General features: G+C 69.3%; 16 protein-coding genes. 8 read left to right on the top strand and 8 right to left on the bottom strand.

Translation table 11 applies throughout. The features are described from left to right. Window positions 1-2: 2 nt before the first annotated feature. Window positions 3-668 carry a potassium channel family protein gene (locus ACFWPH_RS03465; protein WP_378747864.1) on the bottom strand — a complete coding sequence of 222 codons (666 nt, stop codon included), beginning with the start codon at window positions 666-668 and terminating at the stop codon, window positions 3-5. A gap of 219 nt (window positions 669-887) precedes the next feature. On the opposite strand from ACFWPH_RS03465, the gene ACFWPH_RS03460 reads away from it, so the two are divergent. After that, window positions 888-2876: an APC family permease gene (locus ACFWPH_RS03460; protein WP_378747863.1), complete on the top strand. Its 1989-nt coding sequence runs from the start codon at window positions 888-890 to the stop codon at window positions 2874-2876. A 240-nt stretch (window positions 2877-3116) separates the two neighbouring features. Further along, window positions 3117-4493, top strand: a complete 1377-nt coding sequence (locus tag ACFWPH_RS03455; RefSeq protein ID WP_378747862.1) for a class I SAM-dependent RNA methyltransferase — start codon at window positions 3117-3119, stop codon at window positions 4491-4493. A 549-nt stretch (window positions 4494-5042) separates the two neighbouring features. Here the strand turns inward: ACFWPH_RS03455 and ACFWPH_RS03450 are convergent. Next, a complete protein-coding gene (locus ACFWPH_RS03450) occupies window positions 5043-5711 on the bottom strand; it encodes an SIMPL domain-containing protein (protein ID WP_378747861.1) in 669 nt (222 codons plus the stop codon). A 221-nt stretch (window positions 5712-5932) separates the two neighbouring features. Here ACFWPH_RS03450 and dxs point away from each other — a divergent pair, with 221 nt between their 5' ends. Beyond that, window positions 5933-7831: a 1-deoxy-D-xylulose-5-phosphate synthase gene (gene dxs, locus ACFWPH_RS03445; RefSeq protein WP_378747860.1), complete on the top strand. Its 1899-nt coding sequence runs from the start codon at window positions 5933-5935 to the stop codon at window positions 7829-7831. Window positions 7832-7838: 7 nt separating this feature from the next. Here the strand turns inward: dxs and ACFWPH_RS03440 are convergent, their stop codons facing one another. Beyond that, window positions 7839-9209 (bottom strand): HRDC domain-containing protein, encoded by a 1371-nt coding sequence (locus ACFWPH_RS03440; RefSeq protein ID WP_378747859.1) that lies wholly within the window; start codon window positions 9207-9209, stop codon window positions 7839-7841. A gap of 38 nt (window positions 9210-9247) precedes the next feature. Next, window positions 9248-9883, bottom strand: a complete 636-nt coding sequence (locus ACFWPH_RS03435) for a DUF3000 domain-containing protein (protein WP_081595621.1) — start codon at window positions 9881-9883, stop codon at window positions 9248-9250. 208 nt (window positions 9884-10091) lie between these two features. Between ACFWPH_RS03435 and hemE the strand changes: the two genes are divergently transcribed. The 3 genes from hemE to hemQ all read left to right on the top strand — a co-directional run bounded on the left by hemE (window position 10092) and on the right by hemQ (window position 13559). Continuing rightward, complete coding sequence (hemE, locus tag ACFWPH_RS03430) at window positions 10092-11147, top strand: uroporphyrinogen decarboxylase (protein ID WP_378747858.1); 1056 nt, start codon at window positions 10092-10094, stop codon at window positions 11145-11147. Between the two features lie 130 nt (window positions 11148-11277). Beyond that, the gene (locus ACFWPH_RS03425; RefSeq protein ID WP_378747857.1) at window positions 11278-12645 is read left to right on the top strand and encodes a protoporphyrinogen oxidase; all 1368 of its coding nucleotides are present in this window, start codon (window positions 11278-11280) and stop codon (window positions 12643-12645) included. 218 nt (window positions 12646-12863) lie between these two features. After that, a complete protein-coding gene (gene hemQ / locus ACFWPH_RS03420; protein WP_378747856.1) occupies window positions 12864-13559 on the top strand; it encodes a hydrogen peroxide-dependent heme synthase in 696 nt (231 codons plus the stop codon). A gap of 94 nt (window positions 13560-13653) precedes the next feature. Here the strand turns inward: hemQ and msrB are convergent, their stop codons facing one another. The 4 genes from msrB to ACFWPH_RS03400 all read right to left on the bottom strand — a co-directional run bounded on the left by msrB (window position 13654) and on the right by ACFWPH_RS03400 (window position 18054). Continuing rightward, window positions 13654-14106, bottom strand: coding sequence for a peptide-methionine (R)-S-oxide reductase MsrB (msrB, locus tag ACFWPH_RS03415; RefSeq protein ID WP_378747855.1), 453 nt, complete (start codon window positions 14104-14106; stop codon window positions 13654-13656). 43 nt (window positions 14107-14149) lie between these two features. Next, complete coding sequence (locus ACFWPH_RS03410) at window positions 14150-15481, bottom strand: glycosyltransferase family 87 protein (RefSeq protein ID WP_378747854.1); 1332 nt, start codon at window positions 15479-15481, stop codon at window positions 14150-14152. A gap of 96 nt (window positions 15482-15577) precedes the next feature. After that, window positions 15578-17128: an alpha/beta hydrolase gene (locus ACFWPH_RS03405; protein ID WP_378747853.1), complete on the bottom strand. Its 1551-nt coding sequence runs from the start codon at window positions 17126-17128 to the stop codon at window positions 15578-15580. A gap of 161 nt (window positions 17129-17289) precedes the next feature. Continuing rightward, a complete protein-coding gene (locus ACFWPH_RS03400) occupies window positions 17290-18054 on the bottom strand; it encodes a pyrimidine reductase family protein (RefSeq protein WP_280419506.1) in 765 nt (254 codons plus the stop codon). A 35-nt stretch (window positions 18055-18089) separates the two neighbouring features. On the opposite strand from ACFWPH_RS03400, the gene zapE reads away from it, so the two are divergent. Together zapE and ACFWPH_RS03390 are read left to right on the top strand one after the other, a co-directional pair. Then, on the top strand, window positions 18090-19106 hold the full coding sequence (gene zapE / locus ACFWPH_RS03395) for a cell division protein ZapE (RefSeq protein WP_378747852.1): 1017 nt from the start codon (window positions 18090-18092) through the stop codon (window positions 19104-19106). A 152-nt stretch (window positions 19107-19258) separates the two neighbouring features. Continuing rightward, complete coding sequence (locus ACFWPH_RS03390; RefSeq protein ID WP_378747850.1) at window positions 19259-20065, top strand: tyrosine-protein phosphatase; 807 nt, start codon at window positions 19259-19261, stop codon at window positions 20063-20065. The last annotated feature ends 7 nt before the right edge of the window (window positions 20066-20072 follow it).

The raw sequence follows: 20072 nt of genomic DNA, 5'->3' as shown, positions 1-20072 counted from the left end.
GATCAGTCCTTGTTCACTGGGGGTTTCGCGGCCAGCGCGACGGCCTCACCGGCGGAACCGGAGGTCGCGGCCACGTACACGGTGTCATCGGCCTGGACGACGGTTTTGGCATCGGGCAGGACGCCCTGCCCGAAACGGATGATGAACGCGACCCGGGCGCCGGTGGCGCTCTCCAGCTCGCGCACGGTGCGCCCATACCAGTCCTCGTGCAGGATCAGCTGGGCGACGGCGACCGTGCCGGTGGGATCGCGCCAGGTGGTGGTGCCCGCATCGCCCAGCAGGTTGTGCAGGAAACGGTCGGTGGTCCAGGGCACGGTCGCGATCGTCGGGATGCCGAGCCGTTCGTAGACGGCGGCGCGTTTGGCGTCGTAGATCCGCGCCACCACCCGTTCGATACCGAACATCTCGCGCGCCACCCGGGCCGAGATGATGTTGGAGTTGTCGCCCGAGGAGACCGCCGCGAACGCGCCGGCCCGTTCGATACCCGCCCGGCGCAGCACATCGCGATCGAAACCGACCCCGGTGACCCGTTCGCCCGGGAAATCGTCGCCGAGCCGCCGGAACGCGTCCGGGTTGCGGTCGATCACGGCGACCTCATGCCCTATCCGGACCAGAGCACGGGCCAGCGACGCCCCCACCCGTCCGCATCCCATGATCACCACGTACACCGTGAATCCCGCTCCTGACTCCGTACTGCCGACGACCGCGCCCGATCGTGCGGCACGGCCCCGCGGCGAGTGTTCCCGCGTAGCCACGCGGTTGCCGCGAAACGAACCGTACTCGGCGGTTCGCGCCCACTGCCAGATTCCCCCTGCCGGACCCGGGCAAACCGGTAATCCGGTAATGCCTGACGGCGGCGGGCTGGGTGGGGGCTTATGCTCCGTCCAGTGTCGAAGTTGACGACCGCCACCAAACGCCTGGTGCTGGGGCGGCCTTTCCGTAGTGACGCCCTGGGCCACACCCTGCTGCCGAAACGTATCGCGCTGCCGGTATTCGCCTCGGACGCGATGTCCTCGGTCGCCTATGCGCCCGAGGAGATCTTCCTCGTCCTGTCGGTATCCGGACTCGCCGGTTACGCCTACGCCCCATGGCTCGGACTCGCCGTCGCGGTCGTGATGATCATCGTGGTCGCCAGCTACCGCCAGAATGTGCATGCCTACCCGTCCGGCGGCGGCGACTTCGAGGTGGTCACCACCAATCTCGGCCCCACCGCCGGTTTGGCGGTCGGCAGCGCGCTGCTGGTGGACTATGTGCTGACGGTCGCGGTCTCGATATCCTCGGCGGCTTCCACGATCGGATCGGCCATACCGTTCGTCGCCACCCACAAGGTGTTGTTCGCGGTGGCCGCCATCGCCCTGCTCACCGCGATGAACCTGCGTGGAGTGCGCGAATCCGGGCGGACGTTCGCACTGCTGTCGTACGCCTTCCTGATCGGTATGTTCGCGATGCTCGGCTGGGGCCTGATCCGTATCTTCGTCCTCGGCGACGAAGTGCGAGCCGAATCGGCCTCGTTCGAACTGCGGGCCGAGGAAGAACATCTGGCGGGGATAGCGCTGATTTTCATGCTCGCCCGCGCCTTTTCTTCGGGAAGCGCAGCACTGACCGGTGTCGAGGCGATCAGCAACGGAGTCCCGGCGTTCCGCAAACCGAAATCGCGTAATGCCGCGACCACGCTGCTGATGCTCGGCGGTATCTCCATCACCTTGTTCCTGGGCATCATCGTGGTTGCCCGCGAAGCCCATGTGGTTATCGCCGAGAGCACGGCGCAGCTGATCGGTGCCCCGGCGGACTACCAGCAGAAAACGCTGGTCACGCAGATCGCGCACGCGGTATTCGACACATTCACGCCCGGTTTCTACTTCGTGGCGGTGGTGACGGCGGTGATCCTGGTCCTGGCGGCCAATACCGCCTACAACGGGTTCCCGGTGCTCGGCTCGGTATTGGCCCAGGCCCGGTTCCTGCCCCGCCAGTTGCACACCCGCGGCGACCGGCTGGCCTTCAGCAACGGCATCCTGTTCCTTGCGGTGGGCGCGATCGGATTCGTGGTGGCGTTCGACGCGGAAGTCACCAAACTCATCCAGCTCTACATCATCGGCGTATTCGTCTCCTTCACCCTCAGCCAGACCGGCATGCTGCGGCATTGGACCCGGTTGCTGCGCCGGGAGACCGATCCGGCCGAGCGGTCGCGGATGCGGCGGTCCCGGGCCATCAACGCGCTCGGTCTGGTGGCCACGGGCGCGGTGCTCGTAGTGGTGTTGGTCACGAAGTTCTTCGCCGGCGCCTGGATCGCGATCGTGACGATGGCGGTGATCTTCGTGGTGATGAAGATGATCCACCACCACTACGATTCGGTGGCCCGCGAACTCGAGGAGCACGAATGGGACGGGGTTTTGCCCAGCCGGACCCATTCGATCGTGCTGGTGTCCCGGCTGCACCTGCCGACCCGGCGCGCGCTGGCCTACGCACGGGCGGGTCGCCCGGACACGCTCGAGGCGATCACGGTGAACGTCGACGAGCAGGACACCCGCTCCCTGGTCCGGGACTGGGAGACCAGCGATATCTCGGTACCGTTGAAGGTTGTGGAATCGCCCTACCGCGAGATCACCAAACCCGTTCTCGACTATGTGAAACGGGTACGCAAGGACGCGCCCCGCGATGTGGTGACGGTGTTCATCCCCGAATACGTCGTCGGTCACTGGTGGGAGCAGGTGCTGCACAACCAGAGCGCGTTGCGGTTGAAGGGCCGTCTGCTGTTCGAACCCGGAGTGATGGTGACCAGCGTGCCGTGGCAGCTCAGTTCCTCGGCGCGGGCCCGTACCGCGGGCGAACATGCGGCGCCGGGGTCGGTACGTCGCGGGTACGGCGACAATGGGTGAGTCTGCGGGCCTGCGGGCACGGTGCCGGCCGGTCGGCGTTCGCGGGTACCGGCAGGACGCGCAGGCGTATCGCGTGATCCGCGACTCGATCCGCGTCCGATGCCGGGGCGGTGACGCGCGTCCGGGTCGATATGAGGGTGAGCTCGACCGGTGCGATCCGGTTGTCGCGCCCGGATTCCTGCGCGGCCGTGCAGCTCTCCGGGGAGACAGCATCGAACGCGGACAGGGAGAAACCGATCTATGAATTCCTGGCGCGATCGCCTGCTCGAGGTGCGGCTGGGCCCGCCTGGGCACGGCGGGTTCTGTGTGGCCCGGTACGAGGGGCGGGTGGTGTTCGTCCGGCACGGCCTGCCGGGCGAACTGGTGTCGGCGCGGGTCACCGAGGATCGAGGTGGAGCGTTCTGCCGAGCCGATGCGGTGGAGATCCTGGAGCCCGCACCGGACCGGGTGCCGCGAACTTGCCCGGTATCGGGCCCGGGCGGCGCAGGGTGCTGTGATTTCGCTCACGCGACGCCGTCGGCGCAGCGCGCCTTGAAGTCGATGGTCGTCGCCGAGCAACTGCGCCGGATCACCGGGATAGAACGGGAACCGGAGGTCGAACCGATGCCCGGCCCTTCCGATTCGGCCGGCGGCTGGCGCACCCGGGTCCGGCTCGTGGTGGACGCCGCCGGGCGGGCCGGTGTGCACCGGTACCGCAGTACCGAGGTTCTCCCGGACCTGCGGTGCCCGCAACCGGTTCCCGGTGCGCTCGACGGGATTGCCGAGCGACGCTGGACGCCCGGCGCGGATTTGGTGATCGCGGTCGACGACGAAGGTCACCGGCATATCGTCGAACTCGCCCCGGTGTCGCAGCCGCAAGAGTACCGCGGTGCGGTCGCCCGAGACGGTCGCCGCGGCCCTGCTGACCGGCGGCGGGGTGCCCGGCCGAAACCTGTACGCCGGGCAGGGCCGGAGGGATCGGCGTCCGACACTCCGAATGGGCAGCGGCGTCGCGCCGTGGCCCGCCGAGCTGCCGCGCATACCGCACGCGACGAATGGGTGATCGAGGGGACCGGCCGCGCCGTCCAGTACGTGGCGGGGCGCCGCTGGGACGTGTCGGCTGCCGGGTTCTGGCAGGCGCATCGAGGTTCCGCCGAATGCTATTCCGACCTCGTTGCCGAATGGGCCGATCCGGCCCCGGGGGCGACCGCGTGGGACCTCTACAGCGGTGTGGGCGTATTCGCCGCCCGGCTGGCGGACCGGACAGGATCCGGGGGCGCGGTGCATGCAGTGGAATCCGCGCCGGGCGCGGTCGCCGACGGCAATACCGCGCTCGGCGACCTTCCGTGGCTGACCCTGCAGGCGGGCCGCGTCGAGCGATGGATCGCGGGTCACCCGGGACCCCGGCCGCAGGTCGTCGTGCTCGACCCTCCGCGCGCCGGGGCCGGCAAACCCGTGGTCTCCGCGGTGACCGCGGCCGCACCGGACCGCATCGTGCACATCGGTTGCGACCCCGCCTCCTTCGCCCGCGATCTCCGGCTGTACCTGGACGCCGGTTACCGGCTGGGTGCGCTGCGCGCCTTCGATGCGTTCCCCGCGACCCACCACGTGGAATGCCTCGCGCTGCTGGAACGCTGAGGTGCCGCGGCGGCAACTGGACGGCACACCGCCCGCCCCAGGCGGAGGCCGGCTGAAAGCGACGGTCGAACAGCCGCCGTGCCGGTCGCCGGTCTGTGAACGCCGTGTAGTCAGCCGTTAACCGACGCGGCCACCCGTGGCGCCACGCGGTATTCCACGGTCGGTGTGGCGCAGGGGCATCTCGGGTTGCCCGCGTCGGGTCCGGGGCAGACCGACGGTTACCCAGCGGCACTCGAAGACGGCGCCGCGGCCCGCTTCGTCGCCGACCCCTACAACGGGGCCCGGGCCTGCGCATGTACCGCACCGGCGACCTCGCGTGCTGGACCGCTCCTCGATCGGTTCGGCGATATCGGGGGCGTCCCGGCCTCCCGCCGATACGCATATGCTCGCGTCGGTGGTTCGTTGGGGGCGGCTGGGCTTGCTATCGCCACTCAGCATGAACTCCCGAATTGGTCGGTCCCCAGGTCAGGCACATGACGCTGGCGCTCGGCCGGCGGCCGACGTGCCGTTGTCCGGGGCGCACTTCCGCGGCCGGGGTGGACCGGTGCGTCAGCCCAGTTGCCAGGTAACCCGCAGGATCGCGGAGACCTCCTGTTCGCCGTGCTCCACCGGCACCGGGGACTGGCTCGTCGCCGCGACCATGCGGACACCCCCGGGTTCCTGAGGCGCGCGGGGAGCCGGAGAGGCGGTGTCCTCGGTGATCTCGAGCACCGGTCCGAGGTCGCGCGCGGCCCGGCGGGCGTACTGGCGGGCCCGGTCCAGCGCATCGTCCCAGGCCGCATCCCGCGCCCGCGTCAATAGCCGAGTGCGGTCGGTGAAGGCGTGCTGCAGGCCGCCCAGCCGTGCGTCGTCGCCGCCGGCGGCGACGGCGTGTGCGATGACATCGGCCGGGCCGGCGTCGGCTGCTCCGGATGTGGGCCCGCTCAGGGTGATACGCAGGCCGCTGGTGGCGATATATCCCGTGATTCTGGATACACCGTCCTGCCACGCGATATCCGAACGCACCGACAGCACTCCGGTGGCGATATCGGTATCGGCGACCTCGTCGTCGCGGAGCGCGGTGGTGATCGCGGTCAGCCGCCGGCCGGCCTGTTCGTAGGCGAGGCCCACGGTGCTCGCGCGGCATTCCACCCCGATCCCGACGACGATCAGATCGGGTACCGCACGTACCGTGCCCTGCCCGAATACGGTGACGGTCCCGGTCTGCGGATGGTTCATCCGGCCTCCTCGCCTCGGATCTGCGGCACTCGTGTGGCGCGCCGCGGCCGTCAGTGCACGCGGTTCGCGCGGCATACGTCGTTCACCTTAGGCTGGACGGATACGCCGGACCGCGGATCCGGCCCGGTGCGGCGGTGCGCAGCCCTCGTCGTCGGGTGAGTACTCGGCCGCGGCTCCTAGACTGGTCGGATCAACTGCGCTATCCGGAGGGAGCGAATCAGGTGGGAGTGCTTTCCCGGGTCGATACGCCCGAAGACGTGCGACGGCTGTCGGTACCGCAACTGCGGGAGCTGGCGGCCGAGATCCGTGAGTTCCTGGTGCACAAGGTCGCCGTCACCGGCGGGCACCTGGGCCCGAATCTCGGGGTGGTGGAACTCACGCTCGCACTGCACCGGGTATTCGATTCGCCCGCCGACCCGTTGATCTTCGACACCGGCCACCAGGCCTATGTGCACAAGATCGTGACCGGTCGCAAGGACGGCTTCGACACCCTGCGCCGCAAGGACGGGCTGTCGGGATATCCGAGTCGCGCGGAGAGCGAACACGACTGGGTCGAGTCCTCCCATGCCTCGGCCTCACTCTCCTATGCCGACGGTCTCGCCAAGGCGTTCGCGCTCACCGGGCAGGACCGCCATGTCGTCGCGGTGGTGGGCGACGGGGCGCTCACCGGCGGCATGTGCTGGGAGGCGCTGAACAATATCGCCGGCGCGCCGGACCGGCCGGTGGTGATCGTGGTCAACGACAACGGCCGCTCCTATGCGCCGACCATCGGTGGTCTGGCCGAACGGCTGACCGCGCTGCGTACCCAGCCGGTGTACGAACATATGCTCGACACGGGCCGCCGTTTCCTGAAAAGCATTCCGGGCGTGGGTGATTCCGCGTATTCCATGGTGCACGCGGTAAAAGCCGGGATCAAGGACGCGGTGAGCCCGCAGGAGCTGTTCGGCGATCTCGGGATCAAGTACGTGGGCCCGGTGGACGGCCACGATATCGTCGCGCTGGAATCGGCGCTGCGCCATGCCAAGGAATTCGGTGGCCCGGTGGTGGTGCACGCCGTCACCCAGAAGGGGCACGGGTACGAACCGGCCGAGAACCATGTGGCCGATCAGATGCATGCCTGCGGTCCCATCGATCCTCTCACCGGCGAAGCGGTGAGCAAGGGCGGTGCGGCCAGCTGGACCTCGGTGTTCTCCAAGGAACTCATCGCGCACGCCGAACGCCGCGAGGACATCGTCGCGATCACCGCGGCCATGCCCGGCCCCACCGGCCTGTCCGCGTTCGGGGAGCGCTTCCCGGATCGCCTCTTCGATGTGGGGATCGCCGAACAGCATGCGCTGGCCTCCGCGTCGGGTCTCGCGCTGGGCGGCCTGCATCCGGTGGTCGCGCTGTACTCGACCTTCCTCAACCGCGCCTTCGATCAGTTGCTGATGGATGTGGCGCTGTTGAAGCAACCGGTCACCCTGGTCCTGGATCGCGCCGGTATCACCGGCGCGGACGGTGCCAGTCACAACGGTATGTGGGATCTGTCGCTGCTGGGAATCGTGCCCGGGATGCGGGTCGCCGCGCCTCGCGACGCCACCACCCTGGCCGAGGAACTGACCGAGGCCCTCGCGGTCAACGACGGCCCCACCGCCCTCCGGTTCCCCAAGGACAGTGTCGGCGCCGATATCCGAGCCGTGGAACGACTCGACGGGGTGGACGTGCTGTGGCTGCCGGACCGCGAGGGTCCTTCGGCGCGGGCCCAGCGCGGTGATGTGCTGTTCGTAGCGGTCGGCTCGCTCGTACCGGCCGCGCTGCAGGCCGCGGAGCTGCTGGAGGCCGAGCAGACCAGTGCGACGGTGATCGACCCGCGCTGGGTGCTGCCGGTATCGGACACCATCGTGAAACTCGCGGAGAACTATCGGCTGGTGGTGACCCTGGAGGACAGCGGTGTGCACGGCGGCATCGGTTCGACCGTATCGGCGCGCCTGCGTGCAGCCGGACTCGATGTCCCGGCCCGGGACATCGGGATCCCCCAGGAGTTCCTGGACCACGGCAGTACCGCCCAGATACGTCAGGACCTGGGACTGACGGCCCCCGATATCGCGCGCCGCGTCGCCGGCTGGCTGAACGCCGGCTGACCGCGATTCACTGCGCCGGGGCCTGGGTGAGTGCCCCGGCGAGCGCGTCCACCGTGAGTTCGCGCTGCCACGGCCGGGCGCCGTGCGATTTCAGGAAACCGTCGATCGTCGTGGCGACCTCGCCCGCCGATTCCGGTCCGAGCCGGTAATCGGGCAGTCCGTCCCAGCACAGGCGGCGTACGAGATCGGGTGCGAGCAGATTCTCGACCGGTACCGTGACCCGTTCCGAGATCCCCGTCATCGCGGCCCGGGCGCGGGTGAGCCGGGCGGCTGCGGTGGGGTCGCGGCGTTCCCACCGGTTGACCGGCGGCGGGCCCTCATAGGGCTGACTCATCCGCGGCAGCTCCTCGTCGGACAGGGCGCGGACCCGTTCCACCGCACCCAGCCACTCCCGTGAGTAGCGGCGCTGTCGCGGCCCACCGAACACCGGTAACTCGCGCAGCTGCCCGATGCTCTTGGGGTCCGCGTTCGCGGCGGCGATGATGGCCGAATCCGGGAGGATCCGCGACGGCGCGATATCGCGTCCGCGCGCGAGGGTGTCGCGGGTGGTCCAGAGTTCCCGCACGATCGCGAGCTGGCGGGCCCGGCGCAGGGTGTGGATTCCGGAGGTGCGCCGCCAGCGGTCCGGTTTGGGTGCTGCGGGTTCGGCGAGCCGGATATGCTCGAATTCCTGTGCCGCCCAGCCGGTTTTCCCCTGGTCGGCGAGGTCCGCGGCCACCGCTTCGTGGAGTTCGGGCAATAGTTCGACATCGAGGGCGGCGTAGTTCAGCCACGCTTCGGGCAGCGGCCGGGTCGACCAGTCGGCCGCCCCGTGCCCCTTGCGCAGCGCCCGCCCGAGCAGTTGCTCGACCATGGCGGCCAGGCCGACGCGCGGAAATCCGGCCAGCCGGCCGCCCAGTTCGGTATCGAACAGTTTCGCCGGCCGTAGTCCGAGTTCGGCCAGGCCGGGCAGATCCTGATCGGCGGAATGCAGGATCCACTCCAGGCCGTTGATCGCCTCCGCCAGCGGACCCAGCGCCTCGGTCACCGGAATCGGATCGATGAGTACCGTGCCCGCCCCGGCGCGGCGCAACTGGATCAGGTAGGCACGGGACGAATAGCGGAAACCCGAGGCGCGTTCGGCGTCGACGGCCAGCGGTCCGGTGCCGGCGGCCAGTCGTTCCGCCGCCGTGGCGACCTCGCCGGGGGTCGCGCAGACCGGCGGAATCCCGTCGGCCGGGGCCAGCAGTGGGACCGCAGCGGGTGGTTCGGGCAGCCCGCTCTCCGGTATCGAACCTGCCTGTGCGCTGTCCACCCCCGGCCCGGACGCCGATGACGGCACGGCGCCACCGTCCGGGTGGCCACCGGACAGGTGTTCGGGCTCCTCTACTACCGGCATAAAGGGCCACTCTACGTGGCCGAGGCTACGGCCGATATTCAACCACGGTCGGTGTTGGTGGACTCCGACGGCCGTAGATCGGTGATACCCGCGGGTGGCAGACCCGCCGCATAGGCCAGTACTTCACCGAAAGCTTCTACGTGCGGAGCCATCTCGGTGGTCCGGGCCGTCCAGGACGCCCGCAGTTCCAGCTGATGTGCCCGGGGCGGTCCGGCGATATCGCCGTAGCGCACCGAACTGGTCGAGGTCACCGTTCCGCCGAGCGCGGTGAACGGTTCGTCGTGTGACTCCAGCGCGTCCACCAGCCAGCTCCACGCGACCTCCGGCAGCAGCGGATCGGCCGCCAGGGCGCCGTCGATATCGGCCTGGATATAGGCGACCAGCCGGAACACTCCGTGCCAGGCCTCGTCGCCGTTCGGATCGTGTAGCAGAATCAGCCGGCCGAACGCATCACCCTCCGAATCGATGGGCACCACCGGCGAATCCTCGTGGATCACCTCGGCGCCGAGTGCGTAGGAATACGGGGCGAGACGCTGCGGCGGCCGGATCGGGGACAGTTCGATCCGCGGATGTACGGACGCGGCGCCCATCGCCGAAACGGCAGCGCGAAACGATGCGGGTTCGTCGCCGGGCCCATCGTTCGGTGCGCCGTCGCGGATATCGAGCGGTGTCACGGGAGTGACGGTAGACCTGTAGTAGCCGGGGCGTGCGGAGGCGCGCCGGGCGACCGTTGTTGCTGGGTGTTCGTGCCCCTTCGTGGTAAATACCGCGCAACTGTCCCGCTGGTCATCCGGTCGCGGGCCGGTTCGGCGACCAGGACAGGTGGGCAGTGGGTCCGGGCTTGCACGCCGGGGCGGGCGGGGCCGCATACGATGGCCGGTGATGAGCACTTACACGCGCCGCCAGTTGTCCGATGCCCCGTTCCTGGCCGCCGCATCCGGGGCGGCACCGGCCCGGCGGCCGGTCTGGTTCATGCGGCAGGCCGGGCGGTCGCTGCCCGAATACCGGGAACTGCGGGCAGGTATCGGGATGCTGCAGTCCTGCTTCGATCCGGAACTGGTCTGCGAGATCACACTGCAGCCGGTCCGCCGGCACGGGGTGGATGCGGCGATCCTGTTCTCCGATATCGTCGTCCCGCTGAAAGCGGCCGGTATCGATCTCGATATCGTCCCCGGGGTGGGCCCGGTCGTCACCTCCCCGGTGCGGACCGCGGCCGATATCCAGGCGTTGCCCCGCCTGCGGCCCGAGGAAGTCGGTGCCGTCACCGACGGGGTCCGGTTGCTGGTCGGCGAGCTCGGGCAGACCCCGCTGATCGGATTCGCCGGCGCGCCCTTCACTCTGGCGTCCTACCTGGTCGAGGGTGGGCCCAGTAAGCATCATGAGCGCACCAAGGCGATGATGTACGGCGATCCGGCCTCCTGGCACGCGCTGCTCGGCGTGCTCACCGATATCACCATCGTGTTCCTGCGCGCCCAGCTCGACGCCGGGGTGGACGCGGTCCAGCTGTTCGACTCCTGGGCCGGCGCCCTGTCTCTGGCCGACTACCGCCGCTATGTCCTGCCGCATTCGGAACGGGTTTTCGCCGAGGTCGCCGACGCCGGCGTGCCCCGGATCCACTTCGGTGTGGGTACGGGGGAACTGCTCGGGGCGATGGGGGAGGCCGGCGCCGATGTGGTCGGTGTGGACTGGCGGGTACCGCTCACCGAGGCGGTTCGCCGCGTCGGCCCCGGCAAAGCCCTGCAGGGCAACCTCGACCCATCCGTGCTGTTCGCCGGCGCGCCGGTCGTGGAGGCCGAGGCGCGGCGGATCGCCGACGAAGCGGATTCCGCGGTCGCGATGGGCGCGACGGGCCATATCTTCAACCTCGGCCACGGGGTGCTCCCGGAGACCGACCCCGGGGTGCTGACGGCGCTGGTGGAGCTGGTCCACGAGCTGTAAGACCGCCGGGTCGACCGACCGTTGCTGCGCACGCGCCGGCGACGGCACCGCACTGCTCGTCGTTCCTCCACGGACCTATCGTCCTCGGCCATGTACTTCACATGATTGCAGTAACGGCTACCGTCGGGGTATGAGAATCGCGGTGGTCGGTGGGGGAATCAGTGGGCTGGTCGCGGCATACCGGCTGCGGCAGGCGCTGGGCGCCGCGGCGGACCTCACCGTGATCGAGGGCCGCGATCGGCTGGGCGGTGTGCTGCGGACGGGGTCGGTCGGTGGCGAACCGGTGGATCTGGGTGCGGAAGCGTTCGTCGGGCGGCGGCCGGAGGTCCCGGCATTGTTACGGGAACTGGGGATCGCCGACCAACTGGTGCATCCGGCCGGGCTGCGGCCACTGGTGTGGGCCGGCGGGCGGGCGCATCCGCTGCCGGAACGGACGCTGATGGGTATCCCGTCCGGTCCAGACTCGGTTGCGGGACTTCTCGACCCGGACACAGTGGCGCGGATCGCCGATGAACCCACCCGTCCGTTCAGCTGGCGGCCCGGCGCCGACACCGATGTGTATTCCCTGGTGGCCGACCGGTTCGGGGCCCAAACCGTGGCGCGCAGTGTCGACCCCTTGCTCGGCGGCGTCTACGCGGGCACGGCCCGCTCGATCGGTCTCCGCGCGGCCCTGCCCGCGCTGGCTGCGGCCCTCGACCGGGGCGCCACCAGTCTCACCGCCGCGATATCGGCGTTACTGCCGCCGCCGTCGGATGCCCCGGTGTTCGGTGCGCTCCGCGACGGTTACGGGGCGCTGCTCCGCGCGCTGGCGGACCGGACCGCGGCGACCACAATCCGCGATACCGGGGTCGACGCCCTGCACCGGGCGCCCGGCGGCTGGCGCGTGGACCCGGTCGGCGAGTTCGACGCCGTGGTACTCGCGACCCCGGCGCCCGTGACCGCCCGATTGCTGGCCGAGGTCGCCCCGAGGTCCGCGCGGGCGGCCGCCGGAATCGAACTGTCCTCGTCGGCGCTCGTCGTCCTCGAGTTGCCGAAGGACACCGCATTACCGCAGAACTCGGGGGTGCTGGTGGCGACGGGTGAACCGCTGCGGGCCAAGGCGTTCACGCTGTCGAGCCGGAAATGGCCGCATCTGGCGGCGCGTGATACCGCGGTGGTCCGGATATCGTTCGGGCGCTTCGGCGACGACACCGCAACCGCACTCTCCGATACCGAACTCGTCGCCGCCGCCACCGCCGATCTCGCCACCGTGACCGGTGCCGCCATCACCCCGAATTCGGCGGTCGTCCAGCGCTGGCCCGGTGGGCTCGCCCAATACGCGCCCGGCCACACCGACCGGGTGGCCGAAATCGAGGCCGGGCTGACAGATCTCGACGATCTCGCGGTGACCGGCGCGTACCTGAACGGTGTGGGCGTACCGGCCTGCGTCGCCTCGGCCACCGCCGCAGCCCGCCGGATCGCCACGGCATGCGCTGATGCGGCTTCCGCGGGCCGGTAACTGCCGGCGTCGCCGCTATAGCCACACGCGTACTCCGCGGGCCTCGATTGTTCGCTGGTCGCCTTCCGGAGCCAGGGAACGGGTGTGCAGCGGTGGAGTGAAATCGAGACCGGCGCCCGAACCGGCGCCGTCGGAACTGCCGTGAATCGACACAGCCGGGCGACACAGATTACTCACTCGGAGGCGGTCCGGTTCCGTTCAGGTGGCACGATGGGGGTATGGCGCGACTCGATTACCAGGCTCTCAACTCCACCATCCGCTATCTCATGTTCTCCGTGTACCAGGTGCGGCCGGGCGCGCTGGGCGAGGACCGGGCGGCGGCGATCAAGGAGGCCCAGGCGTTCTTCGACGGTCTCGCGGATCGGGATGTGGTGGTCCGCGGCGTCTACGACGTGGCCGGTATGCGCGCGGACGCCGATTTCATGGTGTGGACCCATGCCGAGCGGGTCGAGGATCTGCAGGCCGCCTACGCGGATTTCCGGCGGACCACCGAACTGGGCCGGGCCAGCACCCCGGTGTGGAGCAATGTGGCGTTGCATCGCCCGGCGGAGTTCAACAAGAGCCATGTTCCGGCGTTCCTGGCGGGAGAGGATCCCGGGAACTACATCTGCGTGTACCCGTTCGTCCGGTCCTACGAGTGGTACCTGCTGCCCGATGACGAACGCCGCAAGATGCTGGCCGATCACGGTAAGGAAGCACGCGGATACGCCGATGTGCGGGCCAATACCGTCTCCTCGTTCGCGCTCGGCGACTACGAGTGGATTCTCGCTTTCGAGGCACCGGAACTGCACCGGATCGTCGATCTGATGCGCGATCTGCGGGCGACCGAGGCGCGTATGCACGTCCGGGAGGAGACCCCGTTCTTCACCGGCCCGCGAGTCGAGATCGAACAGCTCGTCACCGCGCTGCCCTGACCTACCGATACCGACCGCCCGGTAGGGCCCCGGAAAATGGGGGCATGTGAACCGGGCGGTCGTTACGTAACGTACCGATCGGCAAACGGGGAGCTCACTCCGCTGAGCTGGTCGAGGGGTGCAGCCGCAGCGAGATCGAGTTGATGCAGTACCGCTTGTCGGTGGGTGTCGGATATCCCTCACCCTCGAAGACGTGTCCGAGGTGGCTGTGGCAGTTGGCGCACAGCACTTCGACACGCCGCATCCCGAGCGAATCGTCCGCGCGCAACAGCACCGCGTCCGAATCCGCCGGATCGAAGAACGACGGCCAGCCGCAATGCGATTCGAACTTCTCGGAACTGCGGAAGAGTTCGGCACCGCAGGCCCGGCAGCTGTACACGCCTTCGGCCTTGGTGTCGGTGTATTCACCGGTGAACGGCCGCTCGGTGCCGGCTTCCCGGAGCACGGCGTACTCCATCGGATCCAGTTTCGCCCGCCACTGCTGCGGGGTCAGCTGGATTTTCGGGGCGGGCAGGGAGGTATCGGTGGCGTCCGCGTCGGAACTCATGCCTCCACGCTAATACGCTCCCGCCGCCGCGTCCCGTACCGGTTCAGCCGCGCACGCTCTGGGGTTCGGCGAGCCGGGACGTAACCGGCGCCGGATCGGCGGGCCGTTCGTCCCGGCCGCCGCCGGGGACCGCGGGTGCATCGGTGGTCTCCCGGGAATCGGGTGCGGTCGCCATCCACTCCGGGTCCAGATGCGGTAGCCGGCCGGCCCGGCGGGCGGCCAGGTACCGGTCGCCGAGGACGCAGAACACCACGATCAGCAGCAGACCCCAGCCGAAGGTGATCCGCAGGTATTCGAGGTTGCGGCCGATATCGGGCCAGCGGTCCGACAGCCATTTGTCGTAGGACATGAACCCGAATACCGCCAGCCAGGCCGGCCAGTTGCGCAATACCGAATTGCGCAGCACCACCGACATGAGGAATGGGAACAGCAGCATCGAGTAGTACATCTGCCCGAGGGAGAGGAGCACGAACTCGGCGGTGAGCAGCAGACCCAAGGAGGTCGTGACAAAGAACAGCTCGTCTTCGCGGTAGTACCGGTACAGAATCCACAGCGCGATCAGTACCAGCACCGCCATGGCCGCCCGGATGCCCCACATCAACCACGGCGGCAACCCGTAGTACTCGGCGTTGCCGGGGATCGAGCTGTTGAAGTAGTCCCGGGTCTCCATCAGGTACGGGGCGGTCCGGGCGAAGAACGCCTCCGGATCCTTGGACAGCGGCCAGGCGACGCCGGTGAGCGCGATCGGCACGGCCACCGCCGTGGCGACCAATGTCCACTGTTTGCGCACCAGGGCTATCAACAGCAGGGGTGCCAGGGTCGGTTTCACTGCCATACTCAAGCCGAGTATCACGCCGGCCCAGATATCGCGTCTCTGCAGTAGCAGGATCAGGAACAACATCTCGGCGAGGAGCAGGCATCCGTTGACGTTGGTGAACACCAGTGTGTTGATCACCGTCTCGGACAGGAACATTGCCAGCAGCAGCGCCGGTGCGGCGATCGACCGCAGCGTGTAGTTGAACAGCTTGAGCAGCAGATACCAGGCGATGAGGATCGCGACCGCATTGAGCAGGATGAACAGCCAGCGCGACTTCTCGTAGTCGATCACCGCGATCGGCGCGATCAGCAGGGTGCCGCTGGGTGGATACAGGTAGTGCGGGTCGACCGAATCGAAATTCGCCGTGTAGACCTCACGCCCGTTCAGGAAATCCAGCGAGGCTTGATACACCGGCTTGTAGTCGTCGGTGACGAAACCGTTGACAGCCTTGATGAACACCCGGTTCAGCACGGTCATGATTGCCAGCGGCCAGAGCGCGAACCGGATCACGTCGGCGGTGGTTCGAGCGGTGCGGGGCTCGAGCTGTCGAAGGAACACCACGGCACGGTACACCGGACGGTGCCGTGGTGTTGCCGGGACCCACCCTCGACGCGCCGGTCAGACGCACATCGGGCCGGGCGGTGCGGACGGTTGTCAGGCCGGGCAGGCGGTTCCGTCGCCCGGAAGTTTGCCGTCCTTCAGATACTCGACGACGGCGGTCTGCGCGCACCCGGAATGGGCGCTGACCGGATGACCCCAGCCCTGCCAGATCATGGTCGAATGCCGGGCGCCGGCGGCGCCGAGCGCGCCGGTCACCGAGGCCTGGGCGGCGCCGGTGACCGGGTCTGCGGCGCCGGACAGAACCAGTACCGGCAGCTCCAGTTTCTCCAGCGCGGGCGGCGCCTCGTTCACCGGCCACGCCGAGCAGACCAGCATCGACACTGCGGCCGACCGGCCGAACGCGGGATACTTCTCGGCCCAGATCGCCGACAGATCGGTCACCTGGGGCGCGGGCGGCGGCTGCGGCATATCGGTGCAGCTGTTGACGAATTGGCCGTCCCCGGCGGTGGCCTTCTCCTGCCGGTCGATGATCGCCTGCAGCGGGCCCCGGTCGCCCCGGTCCGCCGCGGACAGCGCATCGGCCAGCTCGGCGACCCGGCTCGACTGGTCGGCGCGCGGGCTGCCGAGGAAGCCGGTCACCGCGGTGCGGACCGCGTTTGCCGAAATGTCGCCCAGCTGGCCGGCGGCGGCCTTGCCGACCAGTTCGGTCACCTTGGCCCGCGGGTCGGGGCCGAGCGAACAGGCGATCCCGGCGCACTGTTGCGCGAACGCGCTCAATGCCGCTTCCGCGCCCTGCAGCGCGGTTTCGGTGCGGGTGACAGTGTCCACGCCGACGGGGGTGGGGGAGTCGAGGACCAGCCGGGCGAGCCGATCACCGTATTTGCGCCCGTATTCGAGGCCGACCTGGGCGCCGCTGCCCGTGCCCAGGAGCGCGATGTGCTCGACATCCCATTCCCGGCGCAGCTGCTCGATATCGTCGGCGGCGTGGGCGGCATCGAAGGTGCCGTCGTAGGGCTGCAGGAAATCCCGGCACGCGATGGTTCCGTTCCGGGACATGTCGACCATGGCGGCCACCGGGTCGCCCCCCGGCGCGAATTGCGCGTTGTTCTGCAGGCCGGTGCGGATATCGTCGGGCAGGCAGTCGATCGCCTGGGAGCTGCCGATACCGCGGCGGTCCACCGCGACGACGGGCCGGGCGGCCAGCAGCGCACCGGCGGGCCCGGTGGCCATGCCCGCGAGGGTGGCGGTGGACGAGCGGTCGACACCGGAGGTCAGGACCAGCGGGGGTGCGTCGGCGGGGGTCTGCGGGAGGCGGGCGCGCAGCGCGCCGGCACGGAAATTGCCGCGCACCGTGCCCGCAGTGTCGATCGGGGTGGAGAAATCCGCGCATTCCAGTACCAGACCGCTGGGCCCGGGGCCCAGGCCGAGCTCGTCGAATGTCTCCCGGGTGCAGTCGCGCCAGGCCAGCTCGTTTTTCGGAACCTCTGCCGCGGGCGGCGGCGGAACCTCGGCCGAAGGGGCGGAATCGCCTGGTACCGGCGGACGTTCGACGGCGACATGCGGACGGTCCGAAGGTCCGGCGCCGCAGCCGGCGATCATGATCAAGAGTGCCGAGGCCGGCACCACTGCCCGAGTCCAGCGCATGCGTTACAGCCTGCCAGGTCCGCTCCGGGTTCGCCTGCGCGGGACACCACCGGCGTGCGCGACTCCGCCGGCGTATCGGCCGTGCCGTGCTGCCCGTCGTGTGCACGCGGCGCGGACCGTATCGCCCGCGCGCAGTTCACGGCCCTGCCCGGGCGCCCGGATCAGGCCCGGACCCAGCGGGTGAGGACCGTTCCGTCGGTATCGAACAGCACATGCGCCGGGGTCATCCGGCGGGCGAATTCCTCATGCGATACCGCGATCCGCCGCGCCCCGCCGCCGATGAGCAGCGGCGCGGTCGTCAGGCAGAGTTCGTCGACGGCACCTGCTCCCGCCAGCGCCCCGAACAACTGCGGCCCGCCCTCGCACAGGATGCGCCGCAGCCCGCGGGCGGCGAGCGCGGCCGGCAGGGCGTGCGGTTCGATGAGCCGGTCCCCGACCTCGAGCACCTCCGCGCCCGCGTCCGCCAGCGCTCGCTTCCAGGCGGACGGTGCGGCGGCAGTGGTCAGGATCAGTGTCGGGGTGACGGCCGTGGTGATCACCCGATGCGCCGGATCCACCGCGGCGGATGCGGTGACGATCGCGATCGGCGGCGGGGCGCCGTCCGGATGGCCGCCCACGCCCCGGAGGTACAGGTCGCGACGAAAGTGCGGATCGGTCTGGGCGCCGCCGTAGTTTTCGGCGCGTACGGTCCCCGCACCGACGAGCACCACCTCGGCGAGTTCGCGCAGTAGATGGAACACCCGTTTGTCGGCCGGTGTGCCGAGGAATTCGGAGACCCCGCCCGTCCCCGTCACCGCCCCGTCGATACTGGCGACGAAATTGACCCGTAGCCAACTCCGTTCCCGTTCGGCCGGATAGGCGTACAGATCGGTCAGGGCCTCGTTGTCGAGGTCTGTGAGCTGGATCGCATCGGGGCTACGCTGCATAACAACAGCTCATATCACGTCATTAGGCTGCATTCATGCAAGAACGCCTCGTCGACCGCCGCCCGGAGGTCCCCGCCGACCAGTTGGTCGCCCAGATGGTGCCCCCGCCCATGTTCGACGAGGTCGGTTTCGACACCTACATTCCCGACCCCAACGAGCCGAGCCAGGCCGCAGCGGTGGCCGCGGGCCGCGCATTCGCCGGCAAGGTCGCCGCCATCCACAAGGCCTCGCACAAGAAATCGCTGTTCGGCAAGAAGAAGCCGGCCCAGGGAGCGGGCCTGTACCTGGACGGCGGGTTCGGTGTCGGTAAAACCCACCTGCTGGCCTCGATCTTCCACAGCGCTCCGGCGCCGAAATCGTTCGGTACCTTCGGCGAGCTCACCAACCTCGTGGGCGCGCTGGGTTTCAGCAACGCGGTGGAGCGGCTGTCGGCCAACAGCGTCCTGTGTATCGACGAGTTCGAACTGGATGATCCCGGCGATACGATGCTGGTGTCCCGGCTGCTCACCGAACTCTCCGCGGCCGGTGTCTCGATCGCGGCCACCTCCAACACCTTGCCCGGGCAGCTCGGGGAAGGCCGCTTCGCCGCCCAGGATTTCCTGCGCGAGATCAAGAAGCTGGGCTCGATCTTCGAGGCGGTCCGGGTGGACGGTCCCGATTACCGTCACCGCGATCTGCCGCCCGCTCCCGAACCGAGCAGCCCGGAACAACTGGCTGATCGCGCGGCGGTGACACCCGGCGCGACCCTCGACGATTTCGACGCCCTGCTGCGGCATCTCAGCACCCTGCATCCGTCCAGGTACGGCGCACTGATCGACGGGGTGCCCGCAGTGTTGATCTCGGGCGTACATCCGGTGACCGACCAGGCCGTCGCATTGCGCCTGGTGGTGCTGGCCGACCGGCTCTACGACGCGGGTACGCCCGTCACCGTATCCGGGGCGAAACTCGACGAGATCTTCTCCCAGGAGATGCTGGACGGCGGGTACCGCAAGAAGTATCTGCGGGCGATCTCCCGGCTGCTGGCGCTGTCCAGGTTCGAGGTCGCGGCCTGACGGTCACCGAGTGACAGTCGGGCACGGGCTCCTGCCGTAAGTCCGGGACGCGCGGCGCCACGCCGTTACGTGGTTGACCTCATGGCTCGCGGTTGGTTTGCTGAACCGGGCACCCCTCGGGGATGCCGTCGAATATCGAGGGGAGTCCGGCCATGGTTCATCGTTGCGCGCGCGTACCCGCGGCAGTACTCGCGGGCCTGCTGGTCGGGTTCGGTCCCGCGACGGCGATGGGCCTCGCCGATCCGCCGGCCGCCGCCGAATTGCAGGTGGATCGGTCGCTGCATCTGGCCGGGGCCCCGAATGCCCGGGACGTGGGCGGCTACCGCACCGCCGACGGCCGGACCGTCCGCACCGGAATCGCCTTCCGTACCGATCAGCTCACCGATCTCACCCCGGCGGATCTGGCCGAGCTGAACCGGCTGGGGGTCCGGGAGGTCGACGATCTGCGCACGGTCTACGAGCGCGCCCTCGCCCCCGACCGGATTCCCGCGGGTGCCCAGGCCAACTGGTACGACGTGATCGGCGCCGCCCCGCTGCCGGAGCTGATGTCGACCCTGGCCGGTGGGGCCGATCTGTACCGGGCCTTCATCACCGCTCCGGGCGCGAACCAGGCGGTGGCCGCGGTGCTCCGGGATATCATCGAGACCGGCCGTGACCCCGAGGGCGGGGCCGTTCTGTTCCACTGCACCGCGGGCAAGGACCGCACCGGCTGGGTGGCGGCGGTACTGCTCACCGTTCTCGGCGTGGACCGCGATACCGTCACCGCGGATTTCCTGCTGTCCAACCATTATCGCAACGCCGCGCCCGGTGACGGGCTGGCCGGGGTCGAGCAGGCGTGGCTCGATTCGGCCTTCGATCAGGTCCAGCGCAGCTACGGCAGTTTCGACCGCTACGTCAGCGAGGGCCTGGGACTGAGCGCCGCCGAGATCGACGCACTCGAAGCGCGCATGCTCGGCTGAGGCCCTG

The sequence above is a fragment of the Nocardia sp. NPDC058499 genome (assembly GCF_042719915.1).
Taxonomy (GTDB): Bacteria; Actinomycetota; Actinomycetes; order Mycobacteriales; family Mycobacteriaceae; genus Nocardia.
Note: the sequence above shows the minus strand (reverse complement) of the source record. Positions and strands in the feature narration are given on the sequence as shown.

Coding starts and splice junctions, on each gene's coding strand:
- zapE (WP_378747852.1), top strand. CDS start 18,090: ATGCAAGAACGCCTCGTCGACCGCCGCCCGGAGGTCCCCGCCGACCAG.
- ACFWPH_RS03440 (WP_378747859.1), bottom strand. CDS start 9,209: ATGCCGGTAGTAGAGGAGCCCGAACACCTGTCCGGTGGCCACCCGGAC.
- ACFWPH_RS03450 (WP_378747861.1), bottom strand. CDS start 5,711: ATGAACCATCCGCAGACCGGGACCGTCACCGTATTCGGGCAGGGCACG.
- ACFWPH_RS03400 (WP_280419506.1), bottom strand. CDS start 18,054: ATGCAGCGTAGCCCCGATGCGATCCAGCTCACAGACCTCGACAACGAG.
- ACFWPH_RS03405 (WP_378747853.1), bottom strand. CDS start 17,128: ATGCGCTGGACTCGGGCAGTGGTGCCGGCCTCGGCACTCTTGATCATG.
- ACFWPH_RS03425 (WP_378747857.1), top strand. CDS start 11,278: ATGAGAATCGCGGTGGTCGGTGGGGGAATCAGTGGGCTGGTCGCGGCA.
- ACFWPH_RS03390 (WP_378747850.1), top strand. CDS start 19,259: ATGGTTCATCGTTGCGCGCGCGTACCCGCGGCAGTACTCGCGGGCCTG.
- hemQ (WP_378747856.1), top strand. CDS start 12,864: ATGGCGCGACTCGATTACCAGGCTCTCAACTCCACCATCCGCTATCTC.
- ACFWPH_RS03455 (WP_378747862.1), top strand. CDS start 3,117: ATGAATTCCTGGCGCGATCGCCTGCTCGAGGTGCGGCTGGGCCCGCCT.
- msrB (WP_378747855.1), bottom strand. CDS start 14,106: ATGAGTTCCGACGCGGACGCCACCGATACCTCCCTGCCCGCCCCGAAA.
- hemE (WP_378747858.1), top strand. CDS start 10,092: ATGAGCACTTACACGCGCCGCCAGTTGTCCGATGCCCCGTTCCTGGCC.